Here is a 25518-nt window from a genome sequence, read left to right as displayed (position 1 = left end):
CGTCGACGGCATCGTCGTAGGCGCACAGGAAACCGGTGGTCGGGCGCGAGGCGGTCGGCCGAAGGGGGAGGCCGTCACTCGGCAACCGTCAAGGAACGCTCAGGTGCGCGGCGGGCCGACCGTCAAGTGCCGCATGAATGATGGGGCAGGTCATCCCGGAAACCAGTCACGTCTGAGCATGTGTGCCGGACGGGCGGTGACGGAACGGCTGTCGAGCCGAGAAGAAGGACACGTGGACAAGGTGATCGTCGCAGGCGGGCCGACCCTGATGCGGGCCGCGCTGACCAAGGTGATCGATGCGAGCGGCACCATGAGGGTGGCTGGCACCGCCGCGCACGGCAAGGACCTGACGGACCTGCTCGATGCAGGTGTCGACGCGGACGTCATCGTGCTCGACCGTTCTCATTACACCGGGCCACTGGATGACTTCACTGCCCAGATCACCGAGATCTGTGCCGCGGCGAGAACCGTCGTCTTCGGCGCCCCCAGTGATCAGGAGGTCGATGCCCAAGTGCGAGCCGGCGCCACGGGGGTCCTCGGCGCGGATGTCAGCGCCTCCCAGCTCATCGCCGCTCTGGAAACCGTGTGCAAGGGCGGGCTCGTCGTAGCCCTGGGAACAGCTCCGGCTGTAAACAAGGCGCAGGGGCGGGTCACGCCCGAGCTCACCCGGGATCTCTCCGTCCGAGAACGCGAGATCCTCACCATGCTGTCGAGCGGCCAGGACAGTGCCTCCATCGCCCGCGACCTCGGTCTCAGTCCTCTCACCGTGAAGACCCACATCACGCACATGCTCAGCAAGCTGGGAATCCGCCGACGCGGACACCTGATCGCCTTCGCCTATGAGAGCGGCCTCATCGTGCCGGGCATGACACCCACAAGTTTCATCGCCTCCCGGTTGCAAGCGGCTTCGTAGCCCCGGACGGCCGACAACCCGGGTGGCAGGAAGTCGTGTTGCCCAGGTGCATGCCCGGCCTACGCCTCGCGTGTGCCCTGGTGCATCTCGTCGATGAGGTTCTGCGTGCGCGCTCGACCACCGTCCGCCTCTGTCCCAGGCTCGGGTGATCTCGCCACGGTCCACAATCAGGTCTCGCGGGGCAGCAGGCGGAACCCCTTGACGCTCTGCCACCGTTGAAGCCCGGCGCTGAGCTGTCGCACATACCCGTCGATCCGCACCACCGAGGAGGGTGCCGAGACGACCTCCTCGTACGGCTTTGCCGCCAGGCCGTGAGAGGTGCGACCTCGTTGCGGTCGGTGATGCGCAGACAGCCGTCGTTCGAGAGTTCGCCTGTGTCGCTGGTGTGGAGCCAGCTGTGGGGTCCAGGGCCTTGGCGGTCTTCCGGGGCAACCCGTGGTAGCCCTGCATGACGCCGGGCCCCGCAGGAGGATCAGGCCGGCCGCGATGTTGTGGACCCGCTCGGCGGCCGGCGTCCAGCTGAGCGATTTCCAGTCGGCCGTGCCCTCGGCGGAGGAGGGCGATACCGGTAGCGGTAGGCATCGGCGTCTGGGGTGACCGTCACACGCTCCGGGAAGGGTCCCGCGACGGACCGCGGGTGTCTGGTGTGGGTCAGCCGGTCAGGTGCCGTGCGCGGGTCATCACGGGCGATGGCCGCGCGGGAGCCGGATGGTGACGGTGGTTCCGACTCCCAGGTCTGAGTGCACGTCCACCTGTCCCTGGTGGGCGTGGACGATGGCCTCCACGATGGCCAGGCCGAGACCGGAACCGCCGTAGGCGCGGCTGCGGCTGGCCTCGGCGCGCCAGAACCGCTCGAAGACGCGGGGCAGGTCTTCAGGTGAGATTCCAGGGCCGTTGTCGATGACACTCAGTTGTACGGTCTCACTGCTGACGGAGACCTCGACGCGCACGAAGGCCTGAGCTGGAGTGTGCTGGACGGCGTTGCCGACGAGATTGCGCAGGACCTGTTGCAGACGGGCGGCATCGCCGACGACGGGTGCGGGCAACGCGGGTGCCATGGCGATGTCGCGTCGGGGGTAGATGATCTGGGCGTCCTCGATGACCCCGGCGGCCAGGACAGTGAGGTCCACGTCGTCCTGCTCGACAGGTCGGCCGGCATCCAGGCGGGCGAGCAGCGCGAGATCCTCCACGAGCAGGCGCATGCGCCCCACTTCGTTCTCGATGTGGTCGAGTGCGGTTTCCAGGCCTGGACCGGAAAGGCCGCCTTGGCGGTGCAGGTCGAGCCAGCCGGAGATGGTGGACAGGGGCGTGCGCAGTTCGTGAGAGGTGTCGGCGGCCAGCGACCGAACGGTCGCCTCCGCGCGTGCCTGGGCGTCGAACGCCCGGTTGACCGCCTTGGCCAGCAGATCGGCTTCGCTGCCGTTGCGGTGCGTGGGCAGCCGTTCGGTCAGGGAGCCCGCGGCGATGGTGTCGGCGCTTCGGGCCATGCGGGCGAGCGGGCGCATGCCGAGACGCAGAACGATGACGGACAGGGCCAGCAGCACCAGCAGCGCGCCGCCGATCAAGGTCAGTTGACGCCTGATGAGCGCGTCGGTGGTGGCGTCGTCGACGGAGGTGTCGATGGTGAGGATGACCGTCGCCGGTGCCACGGTGCCTTCGGCGGGCCCGCGGTCGATGATCAGGCCGGGGCTGGGGATGCGTATGGCGCTGAGGTCGCCGCCCTCCAGGGTGACCAGATGTCCCGTCGGCGCTGTCGCGCTGCGTGCCGCCACATCGTCGGCGGCCCGGGACGCGGAGCCGGTGCTCAGCAGGACGTTGTTGTGCTTGTCGACGGCCACCGTGCCCAGGGGCGAACCGAGGAGGGCACCGAGTTGGTCGGCATCGGCGGTCTGCGGTCCCTGGCCGATGACCCGGGTCAATCGCTGGGCGTTCGCTTTGAGGGTGTCCTGGTTTCGCTTGTCCAGGAAGTCTTCCAGGAGGAGGGCGCTGATGACGGCGCTGGCGACCAGGCCGACGACCAGGAGAACGGCCAGCCCGGCGAGCAGGCGCAGGCGGACGCTGGAGAAGGCCCAGGGAAGACGGCCGCGGAGTCTCACGTGTCGTCCTGCTCTCGAAGCGTGTAGCCGACGCCGCGGACGGTGTGCAGCAGCGGCGTACGGCCATGGTCGATCTTGCGTCGAAGGTTGGAGACGAACCGCTCGACGACCACGGAGTCTCCGCCGAAGTCGTACTGCCACACGGCCTCGAGGATCTGGGCGCGGGAGAGGACCTGCCCTTGGTGACCGAGCAGGTAGTGCAGCAGCCGGTACTCGGTGGGGGAGAGTTCGACGAGCTGTCCGCCCCGGCGGACTTCGTGACGCAGGTCGTCGAGCGTGAGGTCGGCACAGGACAGACGGGTCTCCTCCGCGGCGGGGGTTCCGCCCCGGGCGCGACGCAGCAGGGCCTGCAGGCGGGCGCCGACCTCGACGACGCTGAAGGGTTTGGTGACGTAGTCGTCGCCGCCCAGGCGCAGTCCCCGTACGCGGTCCTCGACGGCGTCTCGTGCGGTGAGGAAGAGGACGGGGACGTCGATGGCGCGGGAGCGCAGGAGCTGCAGGATCTCGAAGCCGTCGGCGCCGGGGAGCATCACGTCGAGGACGATGACGTCCGGGGGGTGGCGGGCGACCTGGTCGAGGGCCTCGCTCAGGTCGCCCGCCGTTTCCACGTCGAATCCGGCGAACTGCAGTGCCGAGATCAGCAGGCGCCTGATACCGGGATCGTCGTCGATGACGAGGACGCGGTCGGCGGTGGCCGGCGTGTTGACGGCGTTCATGTGTGCTCCTGGTGGCGGCAGCGGAAGACCGGGGTCTGCCGCTGCCGCCGGTGGGGCCGACTCGGGTGTCCCGGTAGCGGCGCTGCTGGTCATGGTGTGGTCACAGGTGTGCGGGGGCGGATTCCGTGGCGGGTGCGTGTGGGGCCGCCGACTGAGGGGCGGGAAAGTTCTCGCCCTCGACGTCGAGATGGGGGAGTACTCGGTCGAGGCGTCGTGGCAGCCACCAGGCCCGGTCCCCGAGGAGTGCCAGGATCGCCGGCACGAGGGTCATGCGGACCAGGAAGGCGTCGACCATGACTCCGAAGGCCAGGGCGAAGGCGATCGGCATGATGTCCGGGTCGTGGGAGAACAGGAAGCTGACGAACACCGAGATCATGATGAGCGCCGCAGAAGTTACCACACGGGCGGAGTTGCGGGCTCCGTTGAGGATGGCCGTCCGGGCTTGGTGGTGGCGGTTGTAGTCCTCGCGCATGGCGGAGACGAGGAACACCTCGTAGTCCATGGCCAGTCCGAAGAGCACGGACATCACGATGATGGGCACGAAGCTGGCCACCGGGCCCTCGCTGGGTACGCCCAGCGCTCCGGCCAGCCAGCCCCACTGGAAGACCGCGACGGTGGCGCCGAAGGCGGCACCCACGGACAGCAGGAACCCGATGGTCGCCTTGACCGGGACGGCGATCGACCGGAAGGCGATCATCAGGAGGAGCAAGGAGAGGCCGACGACGACGATCACGAACGGTACGAGCGCGCCGCTGAGCTTGTCGGAGACGTCGATGCTGACCGCGGTCATGCCGGTGACGGCCACGTAGGAGCCGCTGGACTGTGCCAGTGGCTGCATCTGGGTGCGCAGCCGAGCCACGAGGCTGCTGGTCCCCTCGGACCGCGGTCCGGTCTCGGGGATGATCCGGATCCTTGCCGCCCTGTCGTCCTCGGCCAGGTCGACACCGCTGACGTCCGCGATCCCGTCGACCTCCCGGAGTTCGTCCTCCACGGCGGCGGCCGTGGAGTCGACGGTGGCCGGGTCGTCGTTCTCGACGAGGACGACGAGGGGGCCGTTGGCGCCGGGACCGAAGGCGTCACCGATCGCGTCGTAGGCCTGGCGGCTGGAACGGCTCGTGTCGCTGGAACCTTCGTCGGTGAGGGCCAGTTTCAGCTCCATGCCGGGAACTGCCAGGGCGATCAGCGCGGCGGTGCCCAAGATCAGGTTGCGCACGGGGTGGCGCAGGACGCCCTGGGTCCAGCGCACGCCCATCGTGGACGTCCGGCCGCTGTGCGACGCCGGTTCCAGCGCGCGCTGACGGCCCATGGGCAGGAACCTGCGGCGCCGGGCGGCGGACCGGGGCGTCTTGGGTGTGAGCCGCTTACCGGCCATCGCCATCAGCGCGGGCAGCAGGGTCAGTGCGGTGATGACCGCGACCGCGACCGCTCCGGCCGAGGCCAGCCCCATGGAGGTGAGCATCGGGACACCGGCCACCGACAGTCCGGCGAGCGCGATGAGGACGGTGGCGCCGGCGAACACGACGGCACTGCCCGCGGTGGCGGTGGCCCTGGCGATGGACTCCCTGACCGGCATACCGGTACCCAACTGGGCGCGATGACGGGAGAGGATGAACAAGGCGTAGTCGATGCCGACGGCGAGTCCGAGCATGATCGCCAGGGTGGGCGCGTTGTCGGAGACGTCGAACACCGTCGCCAAGCCCATCATCGCGGCCACCGTACCGGCGATGGAGAGCACCGCGGTGATCAGCGGCAGACCGGCGGCGAGCAGCGACCCGAAAGTGATCACGAGGATGACCAGGGCCACTCCCAGTCCGATCAACTCGCTGGGCCCCACGGGCGGTTGCGAGGTCTCGTAGGGCTCACCGCCGTAGATGGTCCGCAGGCCCGCCCGCTCGGCCGCGCTCCCGGCGGCCCGCACCGCGTCCAGCGTGCCGGCCGGCACGTCGTCGGCCTCCTTCGTGGTGAAGGTGACCTCCGCCACCGCGGTGCGCCCGTCCTCGGAGACGGTGCCGTTCTCGGACGGGTCGCTGACCTCGCCGACCCCGGAGACTCGGCCCATGGCCTCCAGCGTGGCCTTCAGGGACTTCCGCAGATCCGGCTCGGTCACCTTGCGGCCGGGCGGAGCCTGGAACACGATCCGCGCCGACTGGACGTCCGGCTCGGGGAAGTGCCGTTCCATCCTCGTCAGGGCCGTCTGGGCCGGCGACCCGGGAATGGAGCCGCTGTCGGCGAAGGAGCCGGCGAAGGCAACCCCCAACCCGATTACCGCGCCGAGGGCGAGGATCCACCCGATCAACATCGTTCGCCACCGACGGGCACCCAACGCGCCCAGCCGGTACAAGAGCGTGGCCATCACAGATTCCCTCACTGCTCGGAAGTCGACCCGCCAGATCCTTCTGACTGGACTTGACGACCGCCGCACAGAGAACTTGAGGGTTTGTTGACGGTTCGGCTCCCGCACCGTCAGGCACGCCGGTCACCGGGCAGGGGCTGGTCGGCGCTCCGCCTGTCGGCGGACCGGTCCGTGGCGTGCTCCAGCCGTAGCGGCAGCCGCGCGGCGAGGTGGTCGATGAGGGCACTCACCCGCCGCGGGACATGCCCGTCCTCCTCCAGGAGGGCATAGATGTCGGCGGCCGGTGTCGACAGGTCCGGCAGGACCCGGACGAGCTCGCCGCGATCCAGATGCGGCCTGACGTGCCACTCCGAGCGCATGATCACACCACGGCCCTCCAGCGCCCAGCCGGTCACCACGTCACCGTCGTTGCTGGACAGACTGCCCTGCACCCGCACATGCCGGGGACGGTCCGAATCCCCGAAGCGCCACAGGGCGAAATCGCTCTCGTTCTCCCGCAGCACGATGCAGTTGTGGTGGGCCAGATCCTCGATGCTTCCCGGGGTGCCGTGCGCGGCGAGGTAGGACGGCGCCGCGCAGGGCACACGGCGGTTCTTGGCCAGACGACGCATGCGCAGCGAGGAATCGGGCGGCATGCCGACGTGGACGGCCACGTCGAACTCACGCTGGTGGGGCCGCAGCGGAAGCGCGGAGGTCTGCATCCGGACGTGCAGTTCGGGATGGGCCGCGGCGAACTCGCCGAGCAGCGGCGCGATATGCGCGCGGCCGAGACCCAGCGTGGCTTCGACGACGACGGACCCGCGCAACCCTCCGGCCGTGTCGGTGATCGTGTCCTCGAGCTCGCGTACCTGGTCGAGGATCGCCTCGACGCGCGCCGCGTAGAGCTGACCCTCCGACGTCAGCACCAGCCGGCGGGCGCCGCGCTGGACGAGCCGGACATCCAGGCGACGCTCCAGCGCACTGAGGCGTTTGCTGACGACGGGCAGGGAGCAACCGAGTTCTCGTGAGGCGGCCGTGAGCGTCTCACTCGACGCGACCACGTGGAAGAACTGCAGATCGTCCACGGCCGAACGGCTCTTGGACCAGGGGCGACCAGAACGCCGCGGGCTTTCCATGGGGGAAAACCTACCTTGCCCGTTACGGGCTTGTAACGACTGTCACCGCTGGCCAAGGTGGGACCCAGCCGCGCCGTGACCGGTATGCCTCTGGGAGAGAGTGCTCGCCACCGGACGTGCGCATCGATCCGTGGACTGGGAGTGAATTCGTGCCGCAGAGCTATCGCATCGCAGCGATTCCGGGCGACGGGATCGGCCGCGAGGTCGTCCCGGAGGGGCTCAGGTGCCTGCGCGCCGCCGCCGAGGCGTACGGGTTCCAACTCGACGTCACCGAGTTCGACTTCGCCAGCGCCGACTACTGGCTGCGCCACGGCAGGATGCTGCCCGACAACTGGCGGGACGTACTCGGCGGGTTCGACGCGATCTTCTTCGGCGCGGTCGGATGGCCGGAGGTCGTCCCGGACCATGTCTCGCTGTGGGGCAGCCTGCTGCAGCTGCGGCGGGGCTTCGACCAGTACGTCAATCTGCGTCCCGTCCGACTGCTGCGCGGGGTGCGCAGTCCGCTGCGTGACCACCGGCCGGGCGACATCGACTTCTATGTCGTGCGGGAGAACACCGAGGGCGAGTACTCCAGCATCGGCGGCCGGATCTTCGAGGGCACCGATCGCGAGACAGTGGTCCAGGAGACTGTCATGACACGGACCGGTGTCGACCGTGTCCTGCGCTATGCCTTCGAACTCGCCTCGTCCCGGCCGGACAAACACCTGACCTGGGCGACGAAGAGCAACGGAATCTCGATCTCCATGCCCTACTGGGACGAGCGGGCGACCGAGATGGCCGCCCGCTACCCCGAGGTGACCGCCGACAAGGACCACATCGACATCCTCGCCGCGAAGTTCGTCCTCCGGCCCGACCGGTACGACGTGGTCGTCGCCAGCAATCTGTTCGGTGACATCCTCTCCGACCTCGGGCCGGCCTGCACCGGAACGATAGGCATCGCCCCCAGCGCCAACATCAACCCCGACCGTTCCTTCCCGAGTCTCTTCGAGCCGGTGCACGGGTCGGCGCCGGACATCGCCGGTCTCGGGGTCGCGAACCCCGTCGGCCAGATCTGGAGCGGCGCCATGATGCTCACGCACCTCGGTGAACACGCGGCGGCCGCGCACGTCGTGGCCGCGATCGAGAACGTTCTGGACGAGCAGCCGGGCGTGGTCACCCCCGACCTCGGAGGCCCGGGGACCACGGTGGGGCTTGGCAAGGCCATCGCGGCCCGGATCGCCGCGACGTCACCCCGCGCCCACGGCGGGGGAGGGGCGGCCGGTGACGTGGCCGACCGCACGGTCGAAGAGGGGGTCACGGCGTCATGATCAGACCTGTCTCCGACCCGGTCGGCCTCGAAGTGCGCTGGGACCGGCTTGCCGCCGCCACCGACGAGGCGGCCGCCACGATGCTGCGCACGGCCTTCTCCACGATCATCCGGGAGTCGAACGACTACACCGTCGTCCTGATGGACCGCGCCGGCCGCACGCTGGCCGAGTCCCGGGCCGGCATCCCCGCCTTCGCGGCCCTGATGAGTTCGCTGACCGCGCTGGTTCTCGAACAGTTCCCGGCGGACGAGTGGCAGGACGGCGACAGCGTCATCACCAACGACCCGTGGATCGCCACCGGGCACCTGCCCGACATCGCCATGATCTCCCCGGTCTTCCACCAGGGACGGCTCGTCGCGTTCGCGGGCACCGTGGCGCACTCGCCGGACATCGGTGGCACACCGTCGATGAGCGCGACCGAGCTGCTCTCCGAGGGCATCCTGATCCCTCCCCTGCGCCTGTTCCGGGCCGGACGGGTCGAGCGGGGAGTCAAGGACCTGCTGCTGGCGAACGTACGACTGGCGGACCAGGTCTGGGGTGACCTGGAGGCCCAGGCCGCGGCACACGGCGTGTGCCGCCGACGTGCCCGGGAGTTCCTCACCGACTTCCGTGAGCCGGACTTCGAGGCGTTCGCGGACCAGGTCCACGCGGTGACCGACGCCGCGATGCGGACGGGCATCCGCGAGCTGCCCGACGGCGTCTACCGCGCCGCGCTGGACGCGGACGGCGTCGAGGGGCATCCCACGCACATCGCATGCGCGGTGACCGTTCGTGGCGAGGAGGTCGAGATCGACTACACCGGCAGCTCCCCCCAAGTGCCCTTCGCGACGAACTCGACGCTGAACTACACCCGCGCCTACTCCATGTATCCGCTGAAGATCCTGCTGGACCCGTCCACCCGGACCAACTGGGGCTCCTACCGGTCCATCCAGGTCACTGCGCCGAAAGGCACGATCGTCAACCCGAGGTTTCCCGCACCCGTCGTGGCACGGCACCTCACCGGGCATCTCCTGTCCTGCGCGGTGTACCAGGCACTGGCCCCGGTGCTGCCCGACCGTGTCATCGCCGACAGCGGCGGTGCCCCCGCCCTGCGCGTCCGCTTCGCCGGGCTCGACGACTCCGGTCGGCCTTTCAGCCTCATGCTCTTCGCCAACGCGGGCATGGGCGCGTCCAAGGAGTCGGACGGGCTGTCCACCACCGCCTTCCCGACCAACTCCGGCGGCGGCAGCATCGAGGTCCTTGAAGCCGCGTCTCCCCTGCACTTCGTCCGCAAGGAGTTGCGTGCCGGATCGGGCGGACGGGGCCGGCGTCGCGGAGGGCTGGGCCAGGACATCGAGGTCCGCAATCCGACCAGCCGACCGGTGCAGATGGTGCTGCTCGGGGACCGTGAACGGCATCCGGCGCTCGGGCTGGCCGGCGGTGAACCCGGTGCCACCGCACAGGTCGTCCTGAACTCCGGCGAGCGGGTCCCGCTGAAGTCCGTCTCGCAGCTCGCCCCCGGCGCATCGGTGATCATCTCCTTCGCCGGCGGCGGCGGGTTCGGCCCTGCCCAGGAGCGTGAGCCCGAGCTCCTGATCGCCGACGAGATCGCCGGCTACACCGCTGCGGCCGGCCGACAGAACCCGCGCACATCCCGGACGACATGCGGTAGCGCACGTGAGGAGATGGGCCGATGAGCCGCACGGTCCGGATAGGCGTCGACGTCGGCGGGACGTTCACCGATCTGCTCCTGCACGACCCGCGCAGGCAACTGCTCCGGCCAGGGAAGCTGCCCACCACGCCCCACGCCCCCAACGAGGCCATCACCGCGGGGATCGCTCGACTCCTGCAGGAGACGTCCACGGCCCCCGGAGACGTCGCGGGCATCGTCCACGGCACCACGTTGGTGACCAACACCCTCCTGGAGCGCACCGGAGCGGTCGTCGGTCTGCTGACCACCCGCGGCTTCAGCGACTGTCTCGAAATGGGACGGGAGACGAGGTTCGACACCGCCGATCTGCTCGCCCGGCCCGCTCAGCCCCTGGTGCCGCGCTGTCTGCGCCGGGGCATACCCGGCAGAATCGCCGCGGACGGCGGTGAACTCGAACCGCTCGACGACGATGCCGCCCTCGCGGCTGTGCGGGAACTGGTGGACCAAGGTATCGAGGCACTGGCCGTGGCCCTGATGCACTCCTACCGCGACGCCGGTCACGAGCACCGGGTGCGGGACCTGGTCGCGCGGGCACACCCCGGCCTGCCCGTCACCCTCTCCAGCGCCGTGGCCCCGGTCATCGGAGAGTACGAGCGGGCCGGCACCGCCTGCCTGAACGCGTACGTGCAACCTCTGATGTCCCGCTACCTCGACGACCTGCGTGAGGACCTCATCGCCATGGGGGTCGACGCGCCCCTTCGCATCATGCTCTCCGGCGGTGGTGTCACGACCCTCGAGGACGCCAAGCGGTTCCCGGTACGGCTGCTCGAGTCGGGCCCGGCGGCCGGTGCCATCGCCGCTGCCGCGGTGGCCCGGACTCTGGGGGAACAGGACGTGGTCTCCTTCGACATGGGCGGCACCACGGCGAAGATCGCCGTCGTCCAAGGGGGCAGAGCCACGCTCAAGCACGACTTCGAGGCGGGGCGGGTCGACAAGTTCAAGCCCGGCTCGGGACTGCCGGTGCGCCTGACCGTCGTCGACATGATCGAGATCGGGTCGGGAGGCGGCTCGATCGCGGCACCCGACGCACTCGGGCTGCTCAAGGTCGGACCGCGCAGCGCCGGCTCGGTGCCCGGCCCCGTCGCCTACGGGCGGGGAGGCGAGCGGCCCACCGTGACGGACGCCGACCTGCTGCTGGGCCATCTCGACGCGGAGAACTTCCTCGGCGGCGAGATGAGGCTGCGGACGCGCGAGGCCCACAAGGCGTTGACCCGTGAGGTGGCGGGCCCTCTGGGACTCGACACCGTGGACGCTGCCGCCGGGATCGTGGAGGTGGTCACCGAGAGCATGGCCGCTGCCGCCCGCATGCACCTGTCCGAGCAGGGGAAGGACCCGGCCGACTTCGCGCTGCTGGCCTTCGGCGGAGCCGGACCGGCCCATGCCTACGGACTGGCGAGGTCGCTGAAGATCCCCCGAGTGATCGTGCCCATGCGGGCCGGAGTGATGTCCGCCTGCGGGCTCCTCGCCGCCGCTCCCACGGTCGACGAGGTCCGCAGTCTGCCCTCGCCTCTCGCCGACGTCGACTGGGACCAAATCGGCGCGCTGTACGACGAGATGACGGCCCGCGCCACCGAGACACTCCAGGCCGGAGACCCGAAGCTCGTGCGGGTCCGTCGCTCGGCCGACATGCGTTACCTCGGCCAGGGCTTCGAGATCGAGGTCACCGTGCCCGAGCAGGACTTCGGTCCAGCCGGTCTCGGACGCATCCAGAGCGCCTTCGAGTCCACGTACCGCGACGTGTTCGGCCGCACCCTCGACGGGGCCGTGGAAGTCGTGAACTGGCGGCTTTCCCTGCGACTGCCCGCTCACGAGCTGTCCACCGGAGCCGACCGCGCCCGAGGAGGTGAGGCGAGCCGCGGTGTCCGGCCGGTGTACTTTCCCGGACACGGGCTGCTCGAAGCCACCGTCTGGAACCGCTACGAGCTCACACCGGGAACCGAGCTGACAGGTCCGGCGATCTTCGAGGAACGCGAGTCGTCCTGTTCCTTCGGGCCGGACTGCCGTGTCCGGGTCACCGACGACCTGACCCTCGTGGTCGAGGTCGACCGGGCCTGAAGTGCCTCTCATCCCCACGCCCACACCGACAACCTATCCAGCGGCTGCCCAGCATGGTGGCGGCGCGAAGGGACGACCCTCATGACGACGGTGTCAGCAGGGCAGCGCAAAGGTACCCGGCGCATCACGTTTCTGGTCGCTCTCGCGGTCTTCGCACAGGAGTCGACCTGGAACTTCTACGAGTCCCAGGTTCCGCCGCTCCTGCGGGAGCACATCACCAGCGCGGCCGTCGTGGGTCTGCTGATGGGCATGGACAACCTGCTCGGCATCTTCATCCAGCCGTGGATCGGCAACCGTTCCGACCGGACCAGGACCTCCTGGGGCAGGCGCATGCCCTACCTGGTGGTCGGGATGCCCGTCGCCGCCGCGCTGTTCATCCTCATTCCGCACAGCGCGGCGTCGTTGCCGCTGTTGATCGTGGTGCTGTTCTCGTACGCCCTCGTCGCCAACACCTTCAAGCCGATCGCCGAGGCGCTCGTACCGGACTTCATCGCACCCGAGCGACGAAGCCGCGCCAACGCCGCCGTCAAGATCGCCTCGAGTGTCACGGCCATCGTCGCCGCGCTCATCAGCATTTTCCTGGTCGACAACCATCTCAGCCTCGCGTTCGCCATCCCCGCGATCATCATGCTGATCTCGATCGGGGTGCTCGCGGCCACCGTGCGCGACAACCGGTCCCCTGCCTACCGGGCGGCGGTGGCCGAGTGCGATGAGCAGGACGGTGCCCAGCGCACCGAGCCACGGGTCCGGGACACCTTCGTGGAGATCCTCAAGGATTCCGATCGCAGCCGGCTCCTGCTGTTCCTCGCGATTCTCCTCTTCGGCAGCGCCTGGGCCGCGTCCCGGTCGTTGATCACGCCGTACGGGATGGAAGCCCTGGACATGTCACGGGGAGCCGCCGGCGGTCTCACCCTGCCGAGCGGTATCGCCTTCATCCTGGCGGCGTACCCGGCCGCCGTACTCGCCGAGCGCTACGGCCGGCTCCGGGTCATGGCCGTGGGCATGTCGGTCTTCGCCGGCGCCATGGTGCTGGGAACGCTCGTCCAGACCCCGACGGGGGCCACCGTGGCCCTGTGCCTCGCGGCGCCCGGCGCGACCTGCTTCCTGGTCAACGCGGTGGTCGTCCTGTGGAACCTCGCACCCTCGGCACGGGTCTTCGGGACCTACGCCGGCATGTACACCGTCGGCTGGTCCGGCGGCGGCTTCCTGGGGCCCGCGCTGGTCGGCGGGATGGTCGACATCACCGGCTGGCCCTTGATGCTCATCGACATCGCCTTGGTCGCCGCGCTGTCGATCGTCGTCGTGGTCAGGATCAGCGCGCTGCAGCGCGGTACCACCCTGACCCTCGCCAAGTGACCGGCTCGCAACCAGAGACGAGGAACAGTGCCCCGCATTCTGATCACCACGGACTACCTACGGCCCGGTGACAAGGTCGATGACCATCTCCGGGCGCACGGCCACACGACGGTGCACGCCCCGCTGGCCGGCCGGCACGGCCCCGAGCACCTCGTCGCCGCCCTCGACGGGATCGACGCCGGGCTCGTCGGCCATGAACCCCTGACCGCCCAGGTCCTCGCCGAAGCCCCCAGCCTGCGCGCCATCGTGCGCACCGGTGTCGGCTACGACTCGATCGACGTCGTCGCCGCGGCCAGGCTCGGCATCACCGTGAGCAACCTGCCGGGCATCAACGCCAACGCCGTGGCCGAGTACACCCTCGGCCTGCTGCTGGCGGCCGCCCGGCGACTGGTGCAGAGCGCGGTGGGCGTCGCCGCCGGCGGGTGGCCGAGACAGGACGGTCACGAGTTGCGAGGGTCGACGCTCGGCCTGATCGGATACGGGGCGGCGGCGCGCGCCGTGGTGCCGCTGGCGAGAGCCTTCGGCATGAAGGTGCTCTGCACGACCGGTGTGCCCGAGGACGAGCGATCCGACCCGTCGGTGCGGTTCGTCACCCTCCCCGAGTTGCTGGCGGCATCCGACTACGTATCGGTGCACACCGCGCTGACCGACCGCACCCGCGGTCTGCTGGACGCCTCCGCCTTCCGGCGGATGAAGTCGACGGCGGTGCTGGTCAACACCGCGCGCGGGGCCGTCGTCGACGAACAGGCCCTCGCCGACGCCGTACGCACCGGCGAGATCGCCGCGGCGGCCCTCGACGTGGTGAGCGAGGAGCCGCTGGCGGCCGACAGCCCGCTGCGGGACGTGGAGGGCATCGTCGTCTTCTCCCACCTCGCGGGCCAGACCGCCGAAGCCCGCGCGGCCGCCGGCCTCGAGGGCGCGGCCGAGGTGATGGCCGCCCTCGCGGGCCGACCCCGGTTCGCGGTGAACGCCCACCTGCTGCCCCCGGCACCCACCGCCCGGGTCGACGGATGACACCCGCCCGCCCCGTGCCCGCCACCGACAAGAAAGAGGAACATGGAAAACGAACGGGTTGACCAGGTCAAGGTCCTGGCACCGACCGGCATGCTCGGAGCCGGCTTTCCCGAGGCCACCATCGAGCGGGGCCTGGCGCTCGGCGCCGATGTCATCTCCGTCGACGGGGGCAGCACCGACTCCGGTCCCTACTATCTCGGCGCGTCACAGCCCAAGACCACTCGTGCGGCGGTCGCCCGTGACCTGCGGATCCTTCTCAGGGCGGCGGCAGGCGCCGGCATCCCCCTGATCGTGGGCTCGTGCGGCACCAGCGGAACCGACTCGGGGGTCGACTGGGTCGCCGGCATCGTCGCCGACATCCTGGCGTCCGAGGGGCTGCGGCTGCCGGTGGCGCGCATCTACAGCGAGCAGTCGACCGGCACGCTCCTGAAACGCCTCGACGAGGGCCGGATCCATGCCCTGCCGCCGCTGGACGAACTGGACCCGCAGACGCTGCAGAGCTGCGCACACATCGTGGGCGCCATGGGACACGAGCCGATCGTCGCGGCGCTGGAGGCCGGGGCGCAGGTCGTGCTCGCCGGACGCGCCACGGACACCGCCATCGCCGCCGCCTATCCGCTGATGAAGGGGATGCCGGCCGGGCCGGCATGGCACGCCGCCAAGATCATCGAGTGCGGTGGGCAGTGCACCAGCAACCCGCGCGCGGGTGGGGTGCTGGCCACAGTCGACGCCGACGGCTTCACCATCGAGCCGCTCGATCCGACGGCCGCCTGCACACCGATCCTGGTCGCCGCCCACATGCTCTACGAGACGGTGGACCCGTTCCAGATGCGCGAACCGGACGGCACCCTCGACGTCCGTGAGGCCGTCTACACCGCGCTGGACGACCGCACAGTGCGGGTCGAGGGTTCGCAGTTCCATGTCGCCGACCAGCACACCATCAAGCTCGAAGGCGCCAGGGTCACCGGCTACGAGACGATGTCGTTCAGCGCGATCAGGGATCCGCACATCCTGGCGAACATCGACGCCTGGGCCGATCTCATGCGGACGATGATCAAGCAGCGGGTGGCACAGACGATCGGCCTGGACGAGGACAAGTACGCCTTCGACCTGCGCCTGTACGGGCACAACGCCATCCTCGGGGACCTCGAACCGGCCGCGGGTCCGCCCCGCGAGGTGGGAGTCATGCTCCTCGTCAACACACCGGACCAGAGCACCGCCACCGCCGTCGCCAAGATCGCCAACCCCTTGATGCTCCACCTGCCGACGGCAGACATGGACTACCTGCCGAGCCTGGCGTTCGCCACCTCACCGGCCGAGGTCGAGCGGGGACCGGCGTACGAGTTCGTCCTCAACCACGTCGTCGACACCGTCACGCCCACCGACATGTTCCGCACCGAGTTCGAGGAGTCCTCCCACCATGGCTGAGACCGCCCCCATCACCCTGGGAGACCTCGCGCACGAGGTCCGGTCCAAGAACGCCGGGCCCTTCTGGGTCACCATGGAGCTGTTCATGCGTGACGAGGACGGCTATCGCATCGCGGCCGACGAGACGTTCCTCAACGAGGGCACGGTCGCCCGGCTCTACGGACTCGACGAGGCCGACGTACTGATGTTCCGCATCCCGTCGCTGAAGGTCGTCAAGATCTCCTTCCCGCGCCCCGTCAGCCAGGCATCGCTGCGTGACCGTGACGTCCACTCAGGCCAGCACCATGTGCCGCTGGCGGTCCTGCCCGTACCCGCCTGACCGCCGCCCGGACGAAGGGGCGGCCCCGGCGGTGATCCCGAACGCGACTGTCAGACGCGGTCCTTCACCTATCCGCCCCACAAGCACCCGAAGGAGCAGTTCCTTGAACACACCTGCCGTACCCGAGGCCAGTACCCGTCCTCGCGTTCGCGGACGCCGTTCGGTGATGCTGACGGCACTGGTCGCGGCCGCGATGGTGGGCACGCTCGGCACCGCACCCGCCGGCCCGGCCGACACCACGCGCCCCACTCCCGCCGCCTGCCCGGGCCACCTGGAGCCGAAGGCCGACTGCTACACCGGCCGGGACGCCAACGGTGCGTACTACACGATGGCCGTCCCCGAACACTGGAACGGCTCCCTCGTCGTCCACTCCCACGGCGGTCCCGACTTCTCCTACGACGAGTCCACCAGCACCGAGGACCTGGAACGCTGGGCGGTGATGGTCGACGAGGGCTATGCCTGGGCGGGCTCCTCGTACCGGCGCGGCGGCTACGGGGTCAGGATGGCCGCCGCCGACACGGAGAACGTACGCCGCCTGTTCGTCGGCCACTTCGGCCGCCCCGACCGCACCTACCTGCACGGCCAGTCCTGGGGCGGCAACGTCGCCGCCAAGGTCGCCGAGACCTACGGCCGGAAGCGCGGCCCCTACGACGGAGTCCTGCTGACCAACGGCTTCCTGGCCGGCGGCTCGCGCGGCTACGACACGCGCGTGGACCTGCGGACGGTCTACCAGTACTACTGCCGCAACCTGCCCCGCCCCACCGAGCCGCAGTACCCGCTGTGGCAAGGACTGCCCGCCGACTCCCCGATGACAGCCGACGAGGTCCACAGCCGCCTCCAGGAGTGCACCGGCATCGACTCCGACCCGGCCGACCGAACCTCTGAGCAGCAGCGCAACCTCGACGACATCCTGTCCGTCACCCGCATCCCGGAACGGTCCCTGGCCACGAACATGCAGTACGCGGCCTTCCTCGTCCGAGACATCGTGTCCAACCGGCTCGACGGCCGTAACCCGTTCAGCAACCGAGGGGTCCGCTACGACGGTTCACACGACGACAAGGCGCTCAACGCCGGCGTGGCGCGCTTCTCGGCCGACTCCACCGCGCGCCGCGACCTCTCCTACGACAGCGACCTCACCGGACGGATCCCGCTCCCGGTCCTCACGCTGCACGCCATCGGCGACCCCCAGGTCTTCGTCGAGCACGAGGCCGCCTATCGTGCCACGGTCCAGGCCGCGGGCCGAAGCGAGAACCTCGTCCAGACCTTCACGAGGGAGAGCGATCACAGCGCGCTCAGCAACGCCGAGTACGCCAACTCCCTGGCGGCTCTGGACACATGGACGCGCACCGGCCGGAAGCCCACACCCACCGCGATCAGGCGTTCGTGCGGCGCGTTGGACACCCGGTACGGCGGTGGCTGCTTCTACGACCCGGCGTTCCGCCCCGCCCCGTTCGCCACCCGGGTCCGGCCCCGGCCCGGCGGCTTCCACTGGCCCGCCATGTCCGCCGCGCAGGAACAGGCGTGGAGCCGTATCGAGGGCGTGGGCATCGCACCCTGAAGCGGCTCCGTGGTCCCGACCGGTGGCGCCGGGGCAGTTCACGCCGGCCGCCGCCGACCGGGTGCCGCTCTGACCGTGGCGGCGGCAGAGCGAGGATGTAGGGCTATGAGGGGGTCGCCTTGCCGGCGTCGATCAGCTCCGACTGCTACACGCGCCTGGAGCAGGGCCGCGGACAGGCTCCCGAACCGGTGCCGGAGACCCTCGCGTGTGTTCCGGCGCGACAACGGCGAGCGTGCCTACATGTCGAACTGTCGCTCCAGGGCCCCGACTTCCGGCGGAAATTCCCCGGGCGATTGCGCCCGGGGTGCTTTGCCCTGACCGCCACCCGGTCCCGGGCGTGGTGACAGGGAAGTCGGGACAGGCGCTTCTCCGCCGGTGGCCCCGTGGGCGGAACCGCGCTGCTGCTGGAAGCCGGGGCCTGGGACGTGGGTGGGTTCACTGAATGCGGGGGAGTGTCGGCCTCACGGACCGGGCTGTCCGGAGAGCCGTTCATGACGGCGAACAAGGCGCACGCGACAGCTGCGGCCAGATCCAGCAACACGACGGCGGTCCGGTGCTGGGGGAGGGACCACCTTCTGGGCCTGTCGGGCAGGCGGGCAGGCCGCAGCTGTCCCCAGTCGATGGTCTCGGGCTGGGCGGCGAGAGCCTGGCGCAGCCGGTCCTCGATCGCCTCGTGACGGATCGGGCTGCGGCTCATCGCCGGAGCTCCGCTAGGTGCTGCAGATGGCGGGAAGGAAGAGGGCACGGCGGAGAGGGGCGGCGGACGGTCATCGAGGTGTCTCCTGCGGATTGGAGGAGTCGGTCACGTCCCACAGGAGCAGTGTCTTCGTCAGGTTCGTGGTCGCCAGGGGGCGGCCGTCGCGGGAGAAGGCCATGCCGATCACCGCGACCGTCACGTTCAAGGCCCTCGTGCTGCCGTTCGGGTCACTCGGGCCGGTCATCGGTTGACCGACCCGTATCGGCTTCGACAGCTGGGAGACGTCCGACAGGATGATCGTGCCGTCGGAGCGGCCGACGGCCAGCGTGCGGCCGTCCGGGGAGAACGCCGCCGCCGTGACGTGGGCGGCGGGGCGTAGATGCTGCTGGTCGCGAGGGTGTGACTGTCCGGGCCGAACGTTCCGACGCGGATGATCATGGCGGGCAGGTCCTTGCTCCGCAGGGCCGGGTGAGTCGCCTTGGACAGCTCCCAGAGCATCGATGCGTCGTTGTCGACGGTGATGAGCATCCGGCCGTGTGAAGGTCATCGACCGAACCCCTCCGGCGAGGTCGTGGAAGCGGCTGCTCGGGTCAGGTGAGTGGTGCCGACGCGGGCAGGTGCTGGTCGGCGGCCCAGGAGGCGAGGATGCGCAGTCGTTCGTGGGTGGGGGAGCCGGGGGCGGCGGTCCAGACGGTCAGGTGCTGGTCGGGATCGGTGTTGGCGGTGAGGGTGTCCCAGTCCAGGACGAGTTCGCCGACGACCGGGTGATCGAGGGTCTTCGTGCCCACGGTGCGTGCGGCGACGTGGTGATCGCCCCACCAGCGGGCGAACTGCTTGTCGCGCATGGACAGTTCACCGACCAGCTCGATCAGGCGCGGGTCCTCGGGATACTTCGCGGCCTCCATGCGCAGTTGGGCGACGGCGATGTGCGCGGAGCTCTCCCAGTCGGCGTACAGGGTGCGCATGGCCGGATCGGTGAAGATGATCCGGGGGTAGTTGCGGTGTTTTTCGGGGACGCGGGAGAAGTCGGTGACCAGGGCGGCGGCCAGTACGTTCCAGGCCAGGATGTCGCCGCGCCGGCCCTGCACGACGGCCGGAGTGGCGGTGAGGTCGTCCAGGACCCGCTGCAGTTGCGGCTGAACCTTCTGCCGGCCGCGACGCCTCGTGCGGGTGGCGGTTTTGCCGGCGAGCTGGAAGAGGTAGCCGCGTTCGTCGTCGTCCAGATGGAGTACGCGGGCGAGGACGTCCAGCACGGGCGCGGACGCCTGCATACGGCCCTGTTCGAGGCGGGTGTAGTAGTCGGTGCTGATGCTGGCGAGCTGGGCGACTTCCTCGCGGCGCAGGCCGTCGACCCGGCGGGGCCTGTCGGTCTCGGGAAGCCCGACCGTGCGCGGGCTCAGCTCCGAGCGGCGCTTCTTGAGGAACTCTCCCAGCTCATTGAGGGGAACGTTGCTGGTCATGCTGCCCAGCATGACACCGGTCGCACCTGGCGAAGGGGGGAGAGTTTCCTCCCAGGATGTTTCCCTCCCGGGAGGAAACTCTCCGCTTTTCGTGCCTGCCCTCGCGTGTGAGGCTCGATACCGAGCAGCCGTCCCAGATCCCCGGCTGCGGTTCCAGACCCTCCTACCGAAGGCAGCACCCAATCATGCGCGGAGCAGTCATTCACGCCCCTGGCGACGTGCGCTTCGAGACCCTGGAAGACCCGGAGATCACCCGGCCCACCGACGCGATCATCCGGACGGTCGCCACCTGCGTGTGCGGCTCGGACCTGTGGCCCTACCGCGGCGCGGAGCCGGTGGACGAACCCCATCCGATGGGCCACGAGTACGTCGGCATCGTGGAGGAGGCGGGCAGCGAGGTCACCCACGTCAAGCCGGGCCAGTTCGTGGTCGGCTCGTTCGCCACCTCGGACAATACCTGCGTGAACTGCCGCAACGGCTGGCAGTCCAACTGCCTGCACCGCGAGTTCATGACCACCTGCCAGGCCGACTACGTCCGTATCCCCAACGCCCACGGCACCCTCGTCGCCACCGACGAGCAGCCCGACGCCGAGGCGGTGCCCAGCCTGCTCGCCGTCTCTGATGTGATGGGCACCGGCTGGTACGCCGCCCTCGCCGCGGAAGTACAGCCGGGCTCGACGGCCGTCGTCGTCGGCGACGGAGCGGTCGGCCTGTGCGGCGTCATCGCCGCGAAGGAGCTGGGCGCGGAGCGGATCATCGCGATGAGCCGCCATGAATCCCGGCAGAAGCTTGCCCTGGAGTTCGGTGCCACCGACATCGTCAGTGAGCGCGGCGACGAAGGCATCGCCCGCGTCAAGGACCTCACCGGCGGCGTCGGCGCCGACTCGGTGCTGGAGTGCGTCGGCACCTCCGAGGCCATGCGGCAGGCCCTGCACTGCGCCCGGCCCGGCGGCAACGTCGGCTTTGTCGGCGTCCCGCACGACGTCGCGATCGACGGCCAGGAACTGTTCTTCTCCCACGTCGGCCTGCGCGGCGGCCCCGCACCCGTCCGCCGCTACCTGCCCGACCTGATCGACCGCGTCCTGACCGGCCGTATCAACCCCGGCAAGGTCTTCGACCTCACCCTGCCCCTGGACCAGGTCGCCGAGGGCTACCGGGCCATGGACGAGCGCCGCGCCGTCAAGGCCCTCCTCAAGCCCTGACCACACACGCCTCACACCAGGGGCCCGGCCGCCCCCAGGCGGTGCGGTGGGCCCGGGCCGAAACAACTCCCGCTCGCTCACGCAAGGATTGACCATGACGACCTTCGCCCTCGTCGGCGCCGGCCCCGGCCTCGGACTTGCCACCGCCCGCCGCTTCGGAGCCGCCGGTCACACCGTCGCCCTGATCTCCCGCGACGCGGAGAAGCTGGACGGCCTGGCCGCCGAACTCGCCCGTGACAACATCCAGGCTCGTGGCTTCCCCGCCGACGTCCTCGACGTCGAGTCGCTGACCGCGGCCCTGTACGCGGCTGCGGCGGCCCTGGGGCCCGTCGAGATCCTCCAGTACAGCCCGGTGCCGCGCGCCGACTTCATGAAGCCGGTCCTCGACACGAGCGCCGACGACCTCGACGCCCCGCTCGCCTTCTCCGTCAAGGGCCCCAGCGCCGCGGTGAACACCGTCCTGCACGGCATGCGTCAACTCGGCCGCGGCACACTGCTGTTCGTCAACGGTTCCAGCGCCGTACGACCGAACCCGAAGGTGGCCGGCACCTCAATCGCATTCGCCGCGGAGAGCGCCTACGCCCACATGCTCCACGACGCGCTCGCCCCCGAGAACATCTACGCCGCTCAGCTGATCATCCCGGGTGCCATCCGCCCCGACGCCGAGCACAGCAGCCCCGACGCCCTGGCTCAGCGCCTGTTCGACATCCACCGGCAGCGGGACGGTTTCCGCCACTACTCCGAGCCCCTGCCCGACTGATCCAGGGACGACACCCATGAACGCGGCCGCCCACCGTGCCCTCGCTCGCGCCGCCACGGCCACCGCTGTCCTGCTGACCGTGACGGCCTGCACCGACACCCCGCCGGTCTCCCCGCGTGCGGCATCCCCCGCACGGCAGCAGACACCGACGGCCGAGGCAAGCACCGCACCCTCCGACAGGAACACCGCACCGTCCGACAGGAACACCGCCATGGACATCCGGGTCACCCTCGACGGCCACCCCGTCGACGCCACCTTGAGCGACAGCCCTGCCGCCCGTGACTTCGTCGAGTTGCTCCCGCTCACCCTGGACCTGGAGGACTTCCACCAGACGGAACGGATCGCCGACCTGCCGCGCAGGCTCACCACCTCCGGCGCTCCCGAACCGGCCGCGCCCAAGCCCGGCGACCTGACCTACTACGCGCCCTGGGGCAACCTGGCCCTCTTCTACCGCGACGGCGACTCCGCCAACGCCGACCTGCTCATCCTCGGCCACATCGACGCCGACACCGACCGCCTCGCCGGGGCCGACCGCATCACCATCGAAGCCGCGCCCTGATCCGCCCGACCGCACCGCTCGCCTCACGCGGACGCTCACCCGAGTAGGGGGGAGAAGATCCTCCCCTTTCACTCCGTTTCGCTCCATGGAACGGTGAAGGACGTGGCCGCGCCGTCCCCTTCGCCGGGACGGCCCCGCCGCCACCACGACCACCGACTACCACTCAAGGAGAGAGCACCCGTATGCCTTCCGCGTCCGGGACCACCCCCGGCAAGCTTCCCTTCGCCGTCTGGGTGCTCGCCGCCGGCACGTTCCTGATGGGGACCACCGAGTTCGTCGTCGCCGGTCTGCTGCCGGAGCTGGCAGGTGACCTCGGAGTCAGCGTCTCCCACGCCGGCCTCCTGATCACCGCCTTCGCCGTCGGCATGATCATCGGGGCGCCGACCATGGCCATGGCAACCCTGCACCTGCCTCAGCGCCAGACGTTGATCCTCGCCCTGTCCGTGTTCTGCCTCGGACACCTCGTCGCCGCCTTCAGCACGTCCTTCACGATCGTCCTCGCCGCCCGCGTCGTCACCGCTCTGGCCACCGGAGCGTTCTGGTCCGTCGGCTTCGTCGTCGCCACCACCGCCGCAGGGCCGCACCACGCCACCCGTGCCACGGGCGTCATGATCGGGGGGCTGACCCTGGCCAACGTCGTCGGCGTGCCGATCGGCTCCTTCGCCGGCCAGTTCACCGGCTGGCGCGGCCCCTTCTGGGCCCTGGCCGCTCTCTCCGGGCTTGCCGCCGTGTTCATCGGCCGCTTCATCCCGGCCCAGGAGCAGCCCGCCGAGGGGTCCCTCCGGGCCGAGGCCCGGGCTCTGCGTCAGGGCCGGCTGTGGCTGGCGCTCGGCGCCGCGATGCTGATCATGGGCGGCGTCCTGGCGACGTACACCTATGTCACGCCGTTGCTGACCGACCGCGCGGGGATTCCCGCAGGCGCCGTCCCGCTCGTCCTCATCGCCTTCGGCGTCGGCGCCCTGGGCGGCACCACCACGGGCGGCCGCCTGGGCGACCGGCGTCCGATGGTCACCACCATCACGGCCGCCACGGCCACCGCCCTGGTCCTGCTCCTGATGATCCCGCTGTCCACCAACCCGGTGACGGTCACCGCTCTCGTCTTCCTCATGGGCCTGACCGGCTTCACGGTCAACCCGGTCGTCACCGCCCTCGCCATGCGCTTCGCGGGCGACGCTCCCACCCTCACCTCGGCGCTGACCACCTCCGCCTTCAACGTCGGCGTCGCCGCCGGATCGGCGATCGCCGGTGCGGCCCTGGACTCCTCCCTCGGACTGACCGGCCCGCCCCTCGTGGGCACCGCCATCGCGGCCCTCACCCTCCTCCCGCTGACAGCCCTCGCCGTCAGGGGAACCCCGCGCAGGACGCGGATCGTCGCCCAGCGCACCGCCCCCGCCCACGCACGACGCGACTCCGCGCAGGCGCCGTCACAGCACTGACACAAGCGAGGGGACTCCGAGGAAGCAGGCGGCGCCGGATTCCTCCGATGATCCGTCAGAGGCGGCGCGCCGTGCCGCCGACGCTCACCAAGCAGCCTCCTCCTACTCGCCCCGCCGCGCCAACGTTCGAAGGGACAACCCGACATGAACCCCAGCTACGACTTCACCGGACGGGTCGCCTCGTCACCGGAGCAGGCGCCGGCATGGGCCTGGCGACCGTCCGCGCGTTCGCCGCCTCCGGGGCCGCCGTCGCCCTCACCGACATCGACGAAGCGGCCCTGAACGCAGCCGCGAAGGAACTCACCGATGCCGGCCACCAAGCCCTCGCCCTTACCTGCGACGTCAGCGACGAGGACCAGGTCGCCGACGCGGTCGACCGCACCGTGGAGAGCTTCGGCCGCCTCGACATGGCCTACAACAACGCCGGCATCCAGATCCCGCCAAGCGACGCCGCCGACGAACCCGCCGAGAGGTACGACCGCGTCAAGGCCATCAACTCCGCGGCGTGTGGGCCTGCATGAAGCACGAACTGCGGCACATGCGCGCCCAGGGCAGCGGAGCCATCGTCAACTGCTCCTCCCTGGGCGGCCTCGTCGGTCTCCCCGGCCGCGCCTCCTACCACGCCTCGAAGCACGGAGTGATCGGCCTGACCTCCAGCACCGCCCTCGAATACGCCCCGCGGGGCATCCGCGTCAACGCCGTCTGCCCCGGAACCATCGACACGCCCATGGTCAGCGACGTGATCGACAAGGGGGAGCTGGACCGCGTCGAGGCGGAGGCCAGCCAACCCGTCAAGCGGCTCGGCACCGCTGAGGAAGTCGCCCAGGCGGTCCTGTGGCTGTGCAGCCCCGGTGCCGGCTTCGTCGTCGGCGTCGCCTTCTCCGTCGACGGCGGCTACGTCGGCCGCCAGGAACAGCCCACGCACGAAAGGGACGTGAGAGACACCATGGAATTCATCAAGCAGCAGCCCAGCAGCAAGGCCCCGGCCGACTGGTTCACCGGCGACGTGTGGTGGGACGTCATCGTGGCCGGCCGGGAGCCGTCCCGGATGCGCGCCAACCTGGTCCGCTTCTCCCCGGGTGCCCGCACCAACTGGCACTCCCACGCTGTGGGCCAGACCCTGCACGTCGTCTCCGGCATCGCCTTGATCGGCACCCGGGACAGCACCGTCTTCGAGGCCCACCCCGGCGAGACCGTCGCGTGTCCGCCGAACGAGGAGCACTGGCACGGCGCCGTCCCCGACCGGTTCATGGAGCACATCGCCCTGTGGGAGGTCACCGGCGACGGCACCCCCGAGACCGCCTGGGCCGAGCCGGTCACCGACCGGCAGTACAACAGTCCCCGCGCCCGCAACCAGTAGCCCCGGCCAGTCATCGATCACGCGACCCGGGCTCACTCAGGACGTCAGGGCGTACCGGCGGGGGCCGGGCCGGCGATCTGCCCGAAGCGGACGATCAGTGGCCACGCACAACGAAGGGGTGAGC

Annotated in this window: 20 protein-coding genes and 3 pseudogenes; 15 read left to right on the top strand and 8 right to left on the bottom strand. The window is 70.1% G+C overall.

What is annotated here, in order from left to right:
* Positions 1-232: 232 nt before the first annotated feature.
* A complete protein-coding gene (locus ABZ098_RS30525; protein WP_356596578.1) occupies positions 233-913 on the top strand; it encodes a response regulator transcription factor in 681 nt (226 codons plus the stop codon).
* Positions 914-1377: 464 nt separating this feature from the next.
* Here ABZ098_RS30525 and ABZ098_RS30520 read toward each other — a convergent pair.
* The 5 genes and pseudogenes from ABZ098_RS30520 to ABZ098_RS30500 form a co-directional block, all read right to left on the bottom strand.
* Positions 1378-1568 (bottom strand): annotated as a pseudogene (locus ABZ098_RS30520) (hypothetical protein); the annotation flags it as partial.
* A 25-nt stretch (positions 1569-1593) separates the two neighbouring features.
* On the bottom strand, positions 1594-3009 hold the full coding sequence (locus tag ABZ098_RS30515) for a HAMP domain-containing sensor histidine kinase (protein ID WP_356596576.1): 1416 nt from the start codon (positions 3007-3009) through the stop codon (positions 1594-1596).
* The gene (locus ABZ098_RS30510) at positions 3006-3725 is read right to left on the bottom strand and encodes a response regulator transcription factor (protein ID WP_356596574.1); all 720 of its coding nucleotides are present in this window, start codon (positions 3723-3725) and stop codon (positions 3006-3008) included. Before ABZ098_RS30510 ends, ABZ098_RS30515 begins: the two co-directional genes overlap by 4 nt.
* A 100-nt stretch (positions 3726-3825) precedes the next feature.
* On the bottom strand, positions 3826-6078 hold the full coding sequence (locus ABZ098_RS30505; protein WP_356596572.1) for an MMPL family transporter: 2253 nt from the start codon (positions 6076-6078) through the stop codon (positions 3826-3828).
* 110 nt (positions 6079-6188) lie between these two features.
* Entirely contained in the window at positions 6189-7142 is a 954-nt protein-coding gene (locus ABZ098_RS30500) for a LysR family transcriptional regulator (RefSeq protein WP_356596570.1), read from the bottom strand.
* Positions 7143-7342: 200 nt separating this feature from the next.
* On the opposite strand from ABZ098_RS30500, the gene ABZ098_RS30495 reads away from it, so the two are divergent.
* From ABZ098_RS30495 to ABZ098_RS30460, 8 genes are all read left to right on the top strand, one after another.
* Positions 7343-8500 carry a tartrate dehydrogenase gene (locus tag ABZ098_RS30495; protein ID WP_356596568.1) on the top strand — a complete coding sequence of 386 codons (1158 nt, stop codon included), beginning with the start codon at positions 7343-7345 and terminating at the stop codon, positions 8498-8500.
* Complete coding sequence (locus ABZ098_RS30490) at positions 8497-10176, top strand: hydantoinase B/oxoprolinase family protein (protein WP_356596566.1); 1680 nt, start codon at positions 8497-8499, stop codon at positions 10174-10176. The genes ABZ098_RS30495 and ABZ098_RS30490 overlap by 4 nt, the downstream gene beginning before the upstream one ends.
* Entirely contained in the window at positions 10173-12245 is a 2073-nt protein-coding gene (locus tag ABZ098_RS30485) for a hydantoinase/oxoprolinase family protein (RefSeq protein ID WP_356596564.1), read from the top strand. The genes ABZ098_RS30490 and ABZ098_RS30485 overlap by 4 nt, the downstream gene beginning before the upstream one ends.
* 81 nt (positions 12246-12326) lie before the next feature.
* Complete coding sequence (locus tag ABZ098_RS30480; protein WP_356596562.1) at positions 12327-13601, top strand: MFS transporter; 1275 nt, start codon at positions 12327-12329, stop codon at positions 13599-13601.
* Positions 13602-13628: 27 nt separating this feature from the next.
* Positions 13629-14615: a phosphoglycerate dehydrogenase gene (locus ABZ098_RS30475; RefSeq protein ID WP_356596560.1), complete on the top strand. Its 987-nt coding sequence runs from the start codon at positions 13629-13631 to the stop codon at positions 14613-14615.
* Positions 14616-14657: 42 nt separating this feature from the next.
* The gene (locus ABZ098_RS30470) at positions 14658-16043 is read left to right on the top strand and encodes an acyclic terpene utilization AtuA family protein (RefSeq protein ID WP_356596558.1); all 1386 of its coding nucleotides are present in this window, start codon (positions 14658-14660) and stop codon (positions 16041-16043) included.
* Positions 16036-16362, top strand: coding sequence for a DUF4387 domain-containing protein (locus ABZ098_RS30465; protein ID WP_356596556.1), 327 nt, complete (start codon positions 16036-16038; stop codon positions 16360-16362). Before ABZ098_RS30470 ends, ABZ098_RS30465 begins: the two co-directional genes overlap by 8 nt.
* Positions 16363-16528: 166 nt before the next feature.
* Positions 16529-17920: a DUF6351 family protein gene (locus ABZ098_RS30460; RefSeq protein WP_356596554.1), complete on the top strand. Its 1392-nt coding sequence runs from the start codon at positions 16529-16531 to the stop codon at positions 17918-17920.
* A 767-nt stretch (positions 17921-18687) separates the two neighbouring features.
* Here the strand turns inward: ABZ098_RS30460 and ABZ098_RS30455 are convergent.
* The 3 genes and pseudogenes from ABZ098_RS30455 to ABZ098_RS30445 all read right to left on the bottom strand — a co-directional run bounded on the left by ABZ098_RS30455 (position 18688) and on the right by ABZ098_RS30445 (position 20089).
* The gene (locus ABZ098_RS30455; protein WP_356596911.1) at positions 18688-18861 is read right to left on the bottom strand and encodes a hypothetical protein; all 174 of its coding nucleotides are present in this window, start codon (positions 18859-18861) and stop codon (positions 18688-18690) included.
* Between the two features lie 57 nt (positions 18862-18918).
* Positions 18919-19164, bottom strand: a pseudogene (locus ABZ098_RS30450) (hypothetical protein); the annotation flags it as partial.
* A 43-nt stretch (positions 19165-19207) separates the two neighbouring features.
* On the bottom strand, positions 19208-20089 hold the full coding sequence (locus ABZ098_RS30445) for a helix-turn-helix domain-containing protein (RefSeq protein ID WP_356596552.1): 882 nt from the start codon (positions 20087-20089) through the stop codon (positions 19208-19210).
* A 173-nt stretch (positions 20090-20262) separates the two neighbouring features.
* Between ABZ098_RS30445 and ABZ098_RS30440 the strand changes: the two genes are divergently transcribed.
* The 6 genes and pseudogenes from ABZ098_RS30440 (at position 20263) to ABZ098_RS30415 (ending at position 25394) form a co-directional block, all read left to right on the top strand.
* Complete coding sequence (locus ABZ098_RS30440; protein WP_356596550.1) at positions 20263-21279, top strand: zinc-dependent alcohol dehydrogenase family protein; 1017 nt, start codon at positions 20263-20265, stop codon at positions 21277-21279.
* Between the two features lie 94 nt (positions 21280-21373).
* Entirely contained in the window at positions 21374-22039 is a 666-nt protein-coding gene (locus ABZ098_RS30435) for an SDR family NAD(P)-dependent oxidoreductase (protein ID WP_356596548.1), read from the top strand.
* A gap of 16 nt (positions 22040-22055) precedes the next feature.
* Positions 22056-22598 (top strand): cyclophilin-like fold protein, encoded by a 543-nt coding sequence (locus tag ABZ098_RS30430; RefSeq protein WP_356596546.1) that lies wholly within the window; start codon positions 22056-22058, stop codon positions 22596-22598.
* A 182-nt stretch (positions 22599-22780) separates the two neighbouring features.
* Positions 22781-24034, top strand: coding sequence for an MFS transporter (locus ABZ098_RS30425; RefSeq protein ID WP_356596544.1), 1254 nt, complete (start codon positions 22781-22783; stop codon positions 24032-24034).
* A 144-nt stretch (positions 24035-24178) separates the two neighbouring features.
* Positions 24179-24941: pseudogene (locus tag ABZ098_RS30420) on the top strand (glucose 1-dehydrogenase); the annotation flags it as partial.
* Between the two features lie 39 nt (positions 24942-24980).
* The gene (locus tag ABZ098_RS30415) at positions 24981-25394 is read left to right on the top strand and encodes a cupin domain-containing protein (protein ID WP_356596891.1); all 414 of its coding nucleotides are present in this window, start codon (positions 24981-24983) and stop codon (positions 25392-25394) included.
* Positions 25395-25518 lie beyond the last annotated feature (124 nt).

Origin of the sequence: Streptomyces sp. NPDC006335 (assembly GCF_040612795.1) — a bacterium.
GTDB lineage: Bacteria > Actinomycetota > Actinomycetes > Streptomycetales > Streptomycetaceae > Streptomyces.
Note: the sequence above shows the minus strand (reverse complement) of the source record. Positions and strands in the feature narration are given on the sequence as shown.